The sequence below is a fragment of the Paenibacillus sp. FSL R7-0652 genome, assembly GCF_038595045.1.
Lineage (GTDB): Bacteria > Bacillota > Bacilli > Paenibacillales > Paenibacillaceae > Paenibacillus.
Genome location: NZ_CP152001.1, coordinates 487991 through 500318 on the forward strand (window position 1 = coordinate 487991; position 12328 = coordinate 500318).

At 48.2% G+C, this 12328-nt stretch carries 13 protein-coding genes; 10 read left to right on the forward strand and 3 right to left on the reverse strand.

Annotated features, from left to right (window positions below; translation table 11 throughout):
* Positions 1-314: 314 nt before the first annotated feature.
* On the reverse strand, positions 315-908 hold the full coding sequence (locus tag MKY97_RS02335) for a DUF5317 domain-containing protein (RefSeq protein ID WP_342553927.1): 594 nt from the start codon (positions 906-908) through the stop codon (positions 315-317).
* Positions 909-1150: 242 nt separating this feature from the next.
* Positions 1151-2590, reverse strand: a complete 1440-nt coding sequence (locus MKY97_RS02340) for a hypothetical protein (RefSeq protein WP_342553928.1) — start codon at positions 2588-2590, stop codon at positions 1151-1153.
* Between the two features lie 276 nt (positions 2591-2866).
* Here MKY97_RS02340 and MKY97_RS02345 point away from each other — a divergent pair, with 276 nt between their 5' ends.
* The 6 genes from MKY97_RS02345 to MKY97_RS02370 all read left to right on the forward strand — a co-directional run bounded on the left by MKY97_RS02345 (position 2867) and on the right by MKY97_RS02370 (position 9303).
* Positions 2867-3907, forward strand: a complete 1041-nt coding sequence (locus MKY97_RS02345) for a BMP family protein (RefSeq protein ID WP_342553929.1) — start codon at positions 2867-2869, stop codon at positions 3905-3907.
* A gap of 344 nt (positions 3908-4251) precedes the next feature.
* Positions 4252-5751 (forward strand): ABC transporter ATP-binding protein, encoded by a 1500-nt coding sequence (locus tag MKY97_RS02350; protein ID WP_342553930.1) that lies wholly within the window; start codon positions 4252-4254, stop codon positions 5749-5751.
* The gene (locus MKY97_RS02355; protein ID WP_342553931.1) at positions 5748-6815 is read left to right on the forward strand and encodes an ABC transporter permease; all 1068 of its coding nucleotides are present in this window, start codon (positions 5748-5750) and stop codon (positions 6813-6815) included. The genes MKY97_RS02350 and MKY97_RS02355 overlap by 4 nt, the downstream gene beginning before the upstream one ends.
* Positions 6799-7722, forward strand: a complete 924-nt coding sequence (locus tag MKY97_RS02360) for an ABC transporter permease (protein WP_342553932.1) — start codon at positions 6799-6801, stop codon at positions 7720-7722. Before MKY97_RS02355 ends, MKY97_RS02360 begins: the two co-directional genes overlap by 17 nt.
* Positions 7723-7814: 92 nt before the next feature.
* Positions 7815-8486: a sulfite oxidase-like oxidoreductase gene (locus MKY97_RS02365; RefSeq protein WP_342553933.1), complete on the forward strand. Its 672-nt coding sequence runs from the start codon at positions 7815-7817 to the stop codon at positions 8484-8486.
* A 1-nt stretch (position 8487) separates the two neighbouring features.
* Positions 8488-9303 (forward strand): nucleoside phosphorylase, encoded by an 816-nt coding sequence (locus MKY97_RS02370; RefSeq protein WP_342553934.1) that lies wholly within the window; start codon positions 8488-8490, stop codon positions 9301-9303.
* Between the two features lie 182 nt (positions 9304-9485).
* On the opposite strand, the gene MKY97_RS02375 is transcribed toward MKY97_RS02370, so the two are convergent.
* The gene (locus tag MKY97_RS02375; protein WP_342553935.1) at positions 9486-10361 is read right to left on the reverse strand and encodes a hypothetical protein; all 876 of its coding nucleotides are present in this window, start codon (positions 10359-10361) and stop codon (positions 9486-9488) included.
* 279 nt (positions 10362-10640) lie between these two features.
* Here MKY97_RS02375 and MKY97_RS02380 point away from each other — a divergent pair, with 279 nt between their 5' ends.
* From MKY97_RS02380 to MKY97_RS02395, 4 genes are all read left to right on the forward strand, one after another.
* Positions 10641-10829: a hypothetical protein gene (locus MKY97_RS02380; protein ID WP_342553936.1), complete on the forward strand. Its 189-nt coding sequence runs from the start codon at positions 10641-10643 to the stop codon at positions 10827-10829.
* A 176-nt stretch (positions 10830-11005) separates the two neighbouring features.
* Entirely contained in the window at positions 11006-11494 is a 489-nt protein-coding gene (locus MKY97_RS02385; RefSeq protein ID WP_342553937.1) for a GNAT family N-acetyltransferase, read from the forward strand.
* A gap of 256 nt (positions 11495-11750) precedes the next feature.
* Entirely contained in the window at positions 11751-12056 is a 306-nt protein-coding gene (locus MKY97_RS02390) for a metal-sensitive transcriptional regulator (protein ID WP_342556204.1), read from the forward strand.
* Positions 12057-12108: 52 nt separating this feature from the next.
* Complete coding sequence (locus MKY97_RS02395; protein WP_342553938.1) at positions 12109-12309, forward strand: copper ion binding protein; 201 nt, start codon at positions 12109-12111, stop codon at positions 12307-12309.
* The last annotated feature ends 19 nt before the right edge of the window (positions 12310-12328 follow it).

Below are 12328 nucleotides of genomic sequence, written 5' to 3' on the forward strand. Positions count from 1 at the left end.
GAATGATGCCGCTCCTCTAATTGGGTTAACGTATGAATGGCTCATTCCATTTATATTGGTTATTCTTGTATAGACATATACTATATGTTTTTTAACATAACAAGATCGTTCCCAAAAATCCAGCAAGAAAAAACAGGCCGCTCGCAGCCTGTTTGTCTGGTTTGGCAGTGATACTAGCCGCCAAGCTTGTATCCCGAAGTTAGTGCTACAACGACAGAAGCTACGATGATTGCGTTGATGACAATACGGGAATATTTGATACCCTCGAATTTCTTCATGGAAAAGACCTCCCTTCCTTGGAATCTGTCCGATCCTCACGGGGTTGGGGATACTTCTGCTGACGTCACATCTTTTTTGCTTCGATTCACCATCATGTACTGAATAAACAGAAATATGCCCACATTCATCACGACATCACCGATGCTGATGACCTGTGTCCGTGGATAAGGACTTGAGAGCGGAATGATATCACCGAGAAAAGAAAGATGAGTTGACGCATCCATCATAAAATGTTTGGACACAGCTCCGCCTTCCCGAAGCAGATCAACATAATAGGGGCCGAGCACAGCAGAAGCTTCCACTGAAACAGGCATGCGGCCTCCATTGACAGCCATCACCATAAAATTGAGAAACACCCCGATCCAAATCAGTGTGAAACCCCGGTGCTGTCTGTTAAGCCATAAAAAGATGAGGCCGGTAACGTAAACGGCTGCAAACAGATAACCATTAATGGATGCTACCCAGTTCCATCGTTCCTGCATATAAAAAATGCCAAACTGAAAGAGTAACAGCAGTGGAAAGACCCAGCCGCCGCGCAGCTGGAGTGCTGCAAACTGGTTGAGCCCATAACGGACTCCACCCCTGAACAGACCAACAATCAAGCCGATCAAAATACCGTCGTATACCATGTTTAACCCCTGTTCTTGCGGAGATGTGCAGCGTTACTTGCGTGTTTGTGTACATAAGACATTCGACCTGATATTGGCAATTCCTGCATTTGTAAAATGATTTTTAAGAAGAATTTTGCAAAAGCATACGAAAAAGCCGCCTTCCCGAGCAATAAAGGTCGAAACCTGAATCCAAATCGGTGAAGACGGCTGTATATTCTGCTAAAAAAAGAGCATATGATTCATGTTTTTTCAATCGATGTTTACTCGGAACCCCCGTTCAAATAATTGAAGAAAGGCTGGTCCACCCAAAAGTTGTACGAGGTGATATTTGCTTCAGGAGCCAGCTTGCGGAATCCTTCCTGAATCGATTTGGCGTTCTCTTTAAGCGAGAAGGATTGAGCATAGTAATGACCGAGCGAGATTTTGTTGTTTGTAATAACCGGATAGTTAGCCAGTGCAGTTGGTGAATAATACAGCGGCTGCCACCAAGAGTTGATAATCAGCGGGGATTGGCTGCTGCTGTTCTTTTTTGCATACTGCAGAACGATGTCATTGAAACGTGATTTGTCAGAAGTGTTGTTAAACTCGAACTGAATGTCATATTCCTTTGCATACGCAATATAATTGCCATTTTCGATCTGTGTAACTTTGTAGTCAGGTGTTTCTTTTGGCTCGCCCCACTCTTTCAAATAAATAAAGGCAGATGTTTTCGGCTGGAACTGCACATGGGCATTAATGCCTTCACTGCGAAGCAGACCGATGAGCTGCACTGCATGTTTAATGCTGTCATGCCCGTATGTCAGGGTCAATTGATCAATAAAGTTGGAATCGAACCGGCTGTCCTTCAGATTATAACCTGTAACCAGGTTTTCCCGCAGTGCCTGATCGACAATTTTTCTGAGGTCAGGAGCTTCGATCAGATCGGCCGTGCGATATGCAGCATTCAGCTTGGCATAGATGTCGGCATCACCGGAACGACCGATTTCGTTTTTGTATTTACCTTGGCTTACCAGCACACGACCGAGCAAAATGTTCGCTGCATCGGTGGTTGCCAGGCCGCCTCTTTGAATTGCGGGGTACAGACTCTCAGGAACCAGTCCTGTGTCAATGGCTGCAGCCAGTTCCTGCTCCGCTTGTCCCTGCAGACGGTAAGGCTTAATGCCAGCTTTGGCAAGAGCTTTAGCCGTTTTGTCTGCGGGATAGGTGTAAGCGAGTTCTTTGAAGCCGGCTGCTTTCACGGCGATGAAGACCGCTGAGTATATGCTCAGCAGTTCCTCAGCATGAACTTCGGTAGTTGATAAAACCCCGTTATTAAAGAGGGCAGCAGCCGCATCATAAGCGTCATCACCAGGTTTCAGATCGCTAAAGGCAGGCGTTTGTGCGTCATCCGCATCTGCAGTGGATGCGGAACTTGCTTCCAGGATAGCTGCAGTGGCTTTGATAAAATCACCCTTGGTGGTTTCCTTTGGCAGTTCAATGCCATACTTGGCCTGCAGGAATTGGGCGAAATCTGCCGCTGCAGTCTCCGTGGAACCTGCGGGGGCTTTCTCTTTTACTGCAGGCGTTTTCACATTTATTGTTGTTTTGGGAGCAATCGGAGCGGCGGATGCTGGAGAAGCTGAAGCAGGCAGGCTGAGGCTGCCAAGGGTTACCGGAGCGGCGAGCAGAGCCGCCAGTGTGATCTGGGTGATTTTTTTCAAATGAATGCCTCCTTAGAAATAGTTGAAAATGATAGAGATATACAATATAATTCTGACAAATCCTATCAGAATAGAATAATTGGATTGACTTTAGCACGGAGTCGCGCCAAATGTCAACGGAAAAAAACCGCCACAGCAGGTCTTCCAATGGCTGGAAATCCCTTCTTCTGTGATGATCTTCCATATGAGTGTAAACGCTGAAAGTTTTATTGACAAGGATCGACATTATCCGCTAGGATATAAAAAAAAGATTATTGAAAAGGGGAATTTTCGAAAATGAAAAGAGGTTTATCGTTCGTCTTATCAATTGTAATGTTGGCTATTTTGCTGGCTGCTTGTGGGAATTCGGCTTCTAAAGACGAACAATCAACTCAATCTGCTCAAGGCAGCAATTCTGAGAAATCCCTGCGGATGGCATTGGTACTTCCTGAAAAAATAGGGGTTAACCCTTTCTTTGTACAAATGGATGAAGGCTTCAAAAAAGCAGGTCAAGAGTTCAAGGTCGATACGAAAACGATCGAATCTACAGACCCTGCAGCATTCGAGCAAAATCTTCGTGCAGCTGTTGCTGAGAACTACGATCTGATTATTACAGCAACGTTCCAAGCAGAGGATGCATTGAAAAAGGTAGCTGCCGAGAATCCAAACAAATCGTTTGCGATTGTAGACACAACGGTTGATCTGCCTAACGTTCGCAGCGTTGGTTTCCGTGAGTATGAAGGAGCGTACCTGCTGGGCGCGGCTGCCGGACTTTCCACGAAAACAGACAAAGTGGGCATGATCGCTGCAATGGACGTGCCTTTGATCAAGAAATATACAGAAGGTTTCAAAGCGGGTCTGGAATCCGTTAATCCCAAAGCAGAATTCCTTGTGAACTATGTCGGTGGTTTCAATGACCCGGCCAAAGCTAAAGAACTGGCGCTGGTGCAGTTCGGCAAAGGCGCCGACTTCATCGCAGGCGCATCGGCTGTAGGCGATCTCGGTGTGTTCGAAGCTGCCAAAGAAAAAGGCTTCTACACTTCCGGACAAGATACGGACCGTACGGTAGAAGATCCCGAGCATATCGTTCTTTCCCAGTTGAAATCCACCGATACGGTTGCTTATGAGACGGTGAAGGATTTTGTGGAAGGCAAATTCAAAGCAGGTGCAGTGAATTACGGCCTGAAAGAAGACGGTGTAGGTCTGACTTACGTTACGCGTGACAGTGAATCTCCGCTGAATGCATTTGTTGGACAAGAGGTTATCGACAAAGTAAAAGCAATTAAAGAGGATATCGTATCCGGCAAAATTGTCGTTAAAGATCCACTGCAGCAGTAGTTTTATAAATGTCCCTTCATGGGTGAAAAAGAAGTTTATAGCCGGCTGCCCAACCAGGCAGCCGGTTTTGCTGCTGTTTACAGTGACCTTATATGTTGAACTGAACGTTTACACAATAACGGAGAGGACAGAAGAAACCTGGAGAAGCCAAGCGGTTGCCTAAAAGCTTTCTGCAAGAAAGCTGCATCGTAAGCATACGCTTATCCCCGGATTTTCTCCTTATAAGAGGGAGTTCAAAAATATCCGGGGATAACAAGCGATCGAAAGGTTGTTCTGTCATCGGAGTGCCCAGTGTAACCATTTCACGTTGAACTAATATCAACCGAGAGGAGCGAACGCAAGATATGCTGTTGGAGATGGAGCAAATTACGAAGAAGTACGGCAGCTTCACGGCGAACAAGGATATCCATTTTAATCTGCGCGAGGGGGAGATTCATGCCCTTGTTGGAGAGAATGGGGCGGGGAAGACGACTTTAATGCGTATGCTGTACGGGATGGAACAGCCCACGTCAGGCACGATCAAAGTTCGTGGGCGCGAGGTGAGCTTTGCTGCACCGTCTCAGGCCATGGCCAGCGGGATTGGTATGGTGCATCAGCATTTTATGCTTTTTCCTTCCTTTACGGTGGCTGAGAATATTGTTATTGGACGTGAACCTGCAGCGGCAGGGGTATTTGACCGAAAAAAAGCAGCGGCACAGGTCAATGAATTAGGCAGAAAATATGGCATGCCGGTAGATCCGTGGAAAAAAGTGGGTGAATGCCCGCTTGGTATGCAGCAGCGCGTAGAAATTCTTAAGGTGCTGCATCAGGGAGCAGACATCATTATATTGGATGAACCTTCGGCGGTGCTCACTCCGCTCGAAGTGAAAGAGCTGCTGGCAAACATGAAATCACTCGCGAAGCTGGGCAAAACGTTCGTTATCATCACACACAAGCTGCAGGAGGTCATGGATGCTGCGGATCGAATCACTGTACTTCGAGATGGACAAGTCACAGGTATATTAGAAACGAAGGATACGAATGTGGAGGAGCTGTCACGCCTGATGGTGGGACGTGAACTGGTGAGGATGGACAAGCCGGCATCTGTTCCGGGAGAAGCTGTGCTTCAGGTGGAAGCCGTTCAACTCTCGGGAGGCAAAGACCGATCTGCACTGAAAGACATTCACATGCAGGTTCGCAAAGGTGAAGTGGTCGGGGTTGCAGGCATCTCCGGCAATGGTCAATCCGAATTGATTCAGATCATCGCTGGGCTGCGGAAGCCGGATGGAGGCCGCGTGCTTTTATCCGGACAGGACACGACCAACTGGCCCGTTCGCCGTATCCGTGAGCATGGGCTGGCGCATATACCGGAAGACCGCTATATGTGGGGCGCGGCGAAGGATGCCAGCGTGAAAGAGAATGGACTGATGGGACACCATCATCGGTTGCAGAAGCGGGGCATGATCAAGGCCAAAGCGGCCAAAGCGATGGTGGAGAGCTGGATCAAACAGTTCAGTATTAAAACAGGTTCCGCGGAAACGAAAGCACAATTCCTCTCAGGCGGTAATCTGCAGAAGCTGATTGCAGCGCGTGAGTTTGCACAGGATACACCGTTCATGATTGCAGCTGAGCCTACACGGGGAGTGGATATCGGTGCGATGGAAACGATTCATGCCGAATTGCTGCGCAAACGAAATGAAGGTGCAGGCATCCTGCTGATCTCATCTGAACTGTCGGAGATTTTGCAGTTATCGGATCGCATTATTGTGATGTATGAAGGTGAGATTGCCGGGGAACTTGAGGCGGCAGAAGCGACAGAGGAACAGATCAGTTTGTTAATGGCAGGGGGGAGAGAGCGGGTATGAATCGGGTAAAAGAAACACTTCGCGGACTTGTACAGCCGCTGCTTGCCGTACTGATCGGCTTGCTCGCCGGAGCGGTCGCCATTCTGGTTGTTGGCGGTAGCGTGGTGGATACGTACGCCGAGATGTGGAAGGGTGCCTTCGGTAACTTCTACTTCTTCACCAATACATTGGCACGTGCAACGCCGATTATCTTGGCGGGACTTGGCGTAGCGCTGGCATTCCGTGCAGGATTTTTCAACATGGGCGCGGAAGGTCAGATGATTCTGGGCGGACTCAGTGCGGCACTTACGGCGCTTTATCTGCCAGGGCCGGGCTGGTTCGTATGTATTGCTGCCATTCTGGCGGGAATTATCGCTGGTGGTGTGTGGTCTCTTTTTGCAGGCTGGCTGGACGCACGCTTTGGTATGAATTTGCTGATTACAACACTGCTGCTCAACTATATCGCAACCTACTTTGGCGGATACATGGTTTCGTATCCATTCAAAGATCGCACAGGATCAGCCGCGATGGCGCAGACGCCAATGATCGATCAGAGCATCTGGCTTCCGAAGCTGTTTCAGGGTATGGGACTGCACGCAGGCTTCATTATAGCGATTGCAGCCGCAATACTAATCTATTGGTTTACGCATAAAACGGTGACGGGTTATGAAATTCGCATGCTCGGCAGCAATCCGTCATTTGCGGCATATGGCGGTGTACGCCGTATTCGTATGATGATGCTGTCCATGGTGATCAGCGGCGGCCTTGCTGGACTCGCAGGTGCCGGAGAAGTACTCGGTACACAGTACCGTTTCCTGGATGGCTCGTTATCCTCGGCAAGTTATGCGTGGAGCGGCATCATGGCTACACTGCTTGCACGCTCCCATCCACTTGGTACAGCTGTAGCGGCTGTTTTGCTGGCGGCTTTGCAGACAGGTGCGATGGGCATGGAGCGGAACACAGATGTACCACTGGAGGTCGGCAGTGTGATTCAGGCTGTCCTTACATTATTTGTTTCGGCACAGATCGGTTATTCCTTCCTGAAGCGGAGAAAGGAGAAAAAGTCCAATGCAGCAGCTGTTTGATGCAGCCATGTTTGGCTCAACCCTGCGGATCATGACGCCGATTCTGCTTGCGGCACTCGGCGGTGCTTTATGCTCTCGTGTAGGCCTGTTTAACGTGGGTCTGGAAGGACTCGTGCTGATCGGAGCATTCTCTGCAATTGTAGGTAACTATTTATTCGGCAATGTACTGATGGCGGTATTATTCTCGATTATTATCGTGATGCTGTTCTCAGCGCTCTTCGCGTTTATAAGTATTAATCTGAAGGCCAATGCCATTGTGGTCGGTATATCCCTGAACTTCCTGGCGGCGGGACTCACGACCTTTGCCCTGCGGGCAATCTTCGATGTAAAAGGTGCATACTACGATAAGGATATGGTCGGACTCCCGAAATGGGATATTCCGCTGATCAAGGATATACCATGGGTGGGTACGGTGTTATCGGGCCATAGTCCGCTCGTATATCTCGGGATTATTATTGTCATTGCGCTGCAGTTCTATCTGTTCAAAAGTGTGTCCGGCTTCCGTCTGCGTTCTGTGGGAGAGAATCCGATCGCAGCTCAGAGCATCGGCATCAAGGTTCGCGGCATTCAATATGGCGCTGTGCTGATGTGCGGTGTACTGTGTGCACTGGCTGGAGCACAGCTGTCGCTTGGTCAGGTGACGATGTTTACGGAAGGCATGACGGCAGGCCGCGGTTTCATCGCTTTGGTTGCTACCATGCTGGGCCAGGCCAATCCGCTCGGCGTGATGGGGTCCAGCGTGCTGTTTGGTTTCATGGAAGCACTGAGTATCCGTCTGCAGGGTTTCTCCCTGCCAACGCATTTCACCATGATGCTGCCGTATATTGTAACGCTGGTAGCGATGTTCTTCTTCAAAGACAGAACGTATGCTCAAGATGCATTGAAAGCAGGAGGAAGCTCGCGTTAATCCTGTTGTGAAGCCTAGCTATGATAGGATAGATATGTGAGTAACGGTTTCAGCTGCATAGCGACATCGTGAACAAAGGAGGAATCAGGGACGTGCATAACAAAGCTGAACGTTTGAAAAAAACGAAAACACCGTCACCGAAAGTTGGCACCGATTACGGAGATCGGCTGCCGCCAGGCCAGATGCTGACGGAGAAATTTCCGATTCTGCATGAAGGCGAAGTGCCGGAATATGACCTCTCCACGTGGGATTTGAAGGTTTTTGGTGAGGTCGAAGAAGAGAAAGTGTTCTCTCTGGCTGAGCTTCAGGCGATGCCGCAGGTGAGCATGGTGAGTGACATTCACTGTGTTACCCGTTGGTCGAAGTTCGATACACCATGGGAGGGTATCCGGTTCTCCGAATTTATCAAGCTGCTCGGCGTTAAGCCGGAGGCAAAGTATGTCATGATTCACGCGGATCATGATTACGAAACGAATGTGCCGCTTGAAGAGCTGATGCATGATGATGTACTGCTTGCGTTCAAATATAACGGTGAGCCGCTTACGCCGAAACATGGGTTTCCGCTGCGTTTAGTCGTGCCTCAGCTGTATTTTTGGAAAAGTGCGAAGTGGGTACGCGGACTGGAGTTCATGACAGAGGATCGCAACGGCTTCTGGGAAAGCAACGGCTTCCACCATTTTGCCGATCCGTTCAAGGAACAGCGTTTTTCGGGTGAGGATCTGCCGATTCCTGAGGATGAGTGGACAAAAAAGGAGTTTGATTAATATGTTAATGCCGATTTTGCAGATTCATTCCGAAGATATGCCCGCCTATGCTGTCGTGTGCGGTGATCCCGCCCGTGCGGAGAAGATTTCCCGCAAGCTGGAGGATGTCAGAGAGCTGGCATTCAGCCGTGAATATCGTACATTTATAGGTGTGTATGAAGGGGTTCAGATGGCTGTGGTCAGTCATGGTGTCGGTTCGCCGGGTGCAGCTGTATGCTTCGAGGAGCTGATTCGTGCAGGAGTGAAAACTCTGATTCGTGTGGGCACAGCAGGCTCATATACAGCTGATTATCCGGCAGGCAGCGTTATTGTCAGCACAGCGGCTGTGCGCTCTGACGGGCTGACACGTCAGCTCGTACCGGACGGTTTCCCGGCTGTGGCGGATATTGATGTAACCAGTGCATTGGTCGCTGCTGCTCGTAAGGTGGGCAGTGGCGCAGGGGAAGCATCAAGTGCCGGGACGGGAACAGAGGCTGAGGCAGGATCATTCACTAGTACAGGGACGACCAAGGTTGGTGTGGGAATAACGGTGACACTGGACGCATTCTTCACAGGCGTGGAGGAGATTCCACATCGTAAATATAAGCTGGCTGGAGCGCTGGCCGCGGAGATGGAGATTGCAGCACTCTATATCGTAAGTACGCTTCGCGGTACACGGGCTGGAGCGATCGTAGCGATCGACGGCTTCGCAGACAGTGATCTTGCTGCCGAGTATGATCCGCATACCGATGCGGTTGCCAAGGCTGTAGAGCTCGAGATCGAAGCCGCACTATGTGCGCTCGCAGCCCTTGCTCGTCAGGATCAGCTGCAGCACTAGTACAATAGAACATACGAAAATAGGCGTCCCTTAAGGTCAGAAGCTTGACCAGGGACGCCATTTTATTATTATCCAAGATGAGTGTGTCAGAGAGAAGGGGGGAACCGTCTATCTCCAACTTCATCAAAATTACACTGTTTCAAATGTTGTTTGAAGCTCCTCTCGTTTAACGAGAGTTCTTCTTAATTATATACGATCTGAATGGAGTAGAAGACACCGTCCGAATTGAAATGGCCTTCTACAGTAGGTTCACCTTCTTTGGTGAATGTGACAAGATCTGAAGGCAGCGCTTCTTTTTTCACCATATGACCATTCAGATCCAAACCGAGCAGCAGCTCTGCTTGTGCCACGCCGCTATCTTGTAATTGTCTGATCGAAATCTTCTTCATTTTTTTGTGATATTCATCAATAGCTTTCTGTCCTTTGTTAAACAAGTCATCGGCGAGTGCTCTGGCATTAACACCAACAACCTTATGCGTGGCTTGATCCACGCTAATCCACGTCCCGTAATCTTCGTTTGTATACATAAATTCAAGAATTTGATGATTCCCTTTGTGCTGCAGCACAGCACCGTTCAGCTCTCCCATAGGTAAATCCAGTTTGCCGAACACCTCTTCCGCTGCTTTGATGTCCTGTTCGTTTACATCTTCAAAGGATATATTTTCTTGGGTGTAGCTGAGCTTGTTCTTTTCAAAGAAATAAGAGATTTCATCCTCTTGAATATGTCCCGAACGAATATTTCCCTTTAAGTCGACCAGTAATTGGCTTGGGAAAGGGGTACCAAGGACATTAAAATCCCAACCGATTCCTTCGAGATAACTGCCTTTATCCAACTTGTACGCTTTGTTGGTCAGCTTTTGGAGTGTTTGTTCTACTTTTTTGACCACGGCTGCCGGTGCTTTTTTATTTTTGTTTGTTTCTGCTGGTGCAGTAACCGTCGTGGACCCTTCAGTTTTGGCTTTCGCTGCGTCTGCCGATGATGGCAGTGCTGCAAGGGATACGGTGCCGATCATGCCTGCAAGAGCAATGGAACTTAGTACTTTGTACATTGGTTTCACGATAGATACCTCCATGTGTAAATTGTTTGTTCATCTATACAACACCTGGAAGAGGTCCTTTTGTGACACCTGTCCAAAATTAGTTCATGAAATGAAGTGGAAATCTCAGGTATCCATTGATAGAAGACGTCTTGATATACGGATTTATTCACAACAGTTTACTTCCAGCTCAGGCACGATAAGTTTGTCCCGGTCGATATCGAATGATATTGAAATCATTGGGTAATTATATACAAGGAACATACATCAACATGAAATGGCAAAAGGAGGACTTAGACGATGACACAGAACAATCAACCTCAGGATGAGGCGGCAATCCGCAACAAACTAGATGAAGACGGCGATTCTTTGATGGAGAAAAAGAAAATCATGAACGGTGTGGACATTGAGCCACAGGCAGATGATTGGGCAGCCAAGCCGTCACCGGTTGCTTTTAACGAAGGAAACCATACCTCTTCCAAAAAGTAGACTTGATTCTTCCTGCTTCATGATAAGAAGGATTTGCTTGGAACGTTAGATCGCTTTTAACTTATGCAGGGCACAGATTTGTGCAGCCATCTTCAGAGCAGGTGCCGTATGGTATCTGCTTTTTCATCCTTGTATAATGTGTTCTAATACCTATAGAAAGGTTGAGAGGGATGGTAATGGATAACGAAGCAGTACAGATTCGGCGTGCACAGTTGGCTGACTTTCCGGGTATATCCCGGCTGATGGATGATCTTCACCAGATGCATGTACAGGCGAGACCGGACATATATCGGCCTTTACAGCCAAGGCTGGGGGAAAAGGAATATGCCGAGTGGTTTACTACGGACCAGCGTTATGTATATGCAGCGGAGCATGTGGAGACAGGGAAGTTAATCGGATTCAGCAGTGCACAGTTCAGTATCATTCAGGATCATGCTCTTTTTAGTGATCGCAGGATGCTGTATATCCACGAACTGATCGTTGATGCTGCATATCGGGGGCATGGTACGGGCAGGAAGCTGATGCAAGCCATACTGGACCTGGGGAAAGAGCTTCAGGTAGAGCATATGGAGCTAACTGTGTCGGCATTTAACGCGCAAGCGGTGGCTTTCTATGAGCAGATGGGCTTACAGGTGCGCAGCTGCAGAATGGAATACAAGTTTTAATTTAAACGAGACATGAGTTGTAATCGTCAAAACTACATACACCAATCTACATACACAAAACGTTCAATAATATAAGAAAAGAAATCCCTTGAATACCCCATAGGGGTATGTTAATCTGATGAAAGAACGAATGAAAAGGGGTGTTATGATGGATCATCAGAGCCATCCCGAAGAACCGGTTTTAACTGCAGCCGAAGGCTCCGCTGATGTTGTAGGCACAGATATAGTGGGGCAGCAGGCAGATTCATGTCATGGTGTGGACCTAGACAAGAACGGAAGACCTGTTCGCAAAAGCCACCATTCCGAGGAGATGAAGGGCAATCTGATCTCTCGTTTAAACCGGGTAGAAGGCCAGATACGCGGGATTAAAGGTCTGATTGAGAAGGACACGTACTGCGATGATGTGTTAACCCAGATTGCTGCCGCACAGTCCGCGCTGAATTCGGTAGGCAAGCTTTTGCTGGAAGGACATATGAAGAGCTGTATCGTAGAACGCATTCAGGCTGGTGAACACGAAGTGGTCGATGAATTGCTGGTTACTGTCAGGAAATTAATGAAGTAATTATGGAACGATTCAAGTCACACATACGAACATAACCAAGGAGGAATAGAACATGTCTAATATTACATTGAATGTAAAAGGAATGTCCTGCAATCACTGCGTGAAATCCGTTGAAGAAGCGGTAAAAAGCGCAGGAGCGAGCGGTCAGGTCGATCTGGCAGCCGGAACAGTAGCCGTGGAATATAATGAACAGGCTGTAACAGTAGATCAGATTAAAGCAGCAATTGAAGATCAGGGATACGATGTCGTGTAATGATCCAAGGGATCATTGA

Excerpts from the sequence above, each read along its gene's own strand:
- MKY97_RS02355 (WP_342553931.1), top strand. The coding sequence starts at position 5,748 with ATGAATCGGGTAAAAGAAACACTTCGCGGACTTGTACAGCCGCTGCTT.
- MKY97_RS02370 (WP_342553934.1), top strand. The coding sequence starts at position 8,488 with ATGTTAATGCCGATTTTGCAGATTCATTCCGAAGATATGCCCGCCTAT.
- MKY97_RS02345 (WP_342553929.1), top strand. The coding sequence starts at position 2,867 with ATGAAAAGAGGTTTATCGTTCGTCTTATCAATTGTAATGTTGGCTATT.
- MKY97_RS02385 (WP_342553937.1), top strand. The coding sequence starts at position 11,006 with ATGGATAACGAAGCAGTACAGATTCGGCGTGCACAGTTGGCTGACTTT.
- MKY97_RS02380 (WP_342553936.1), top strand. The coding sequence starts at position 10,641 with ATGACACAGAACAATCAACCTCAGGATGAGGCGGCAATCCGCAACAAA.
- MKY97_RS02350 (WP_342553930.1), top strand. The coding sequence starts at position 4,252 with ATGCTGTTGGAGATGGAGCAAATTACGAAGAAGTACGGCAGCTTCACG.
- MKY97_RS02395 (WP_342553938.1), top strand. The coding sequence starts at position 12,109 with ATGTCTAATATTACATTGAATGTAAAAGGAATGTCCTGCAATCACTGC.
- MKY97_RS02360 (WP_342553932.1), top strand. The coding sequence starts at position 6,799 with ATGCAGCAGCTGTTTGATGCAGCCATGTTTGGCTCAACCCTGCGGATC.
- MKY97_RS02335 (WP_342553927.1), bottom strand. The coding sequence starts at position 908 with ATGGTATACGACGGTATTTTGATCGGCTTGATTGTTGGTCTGTTCAGG.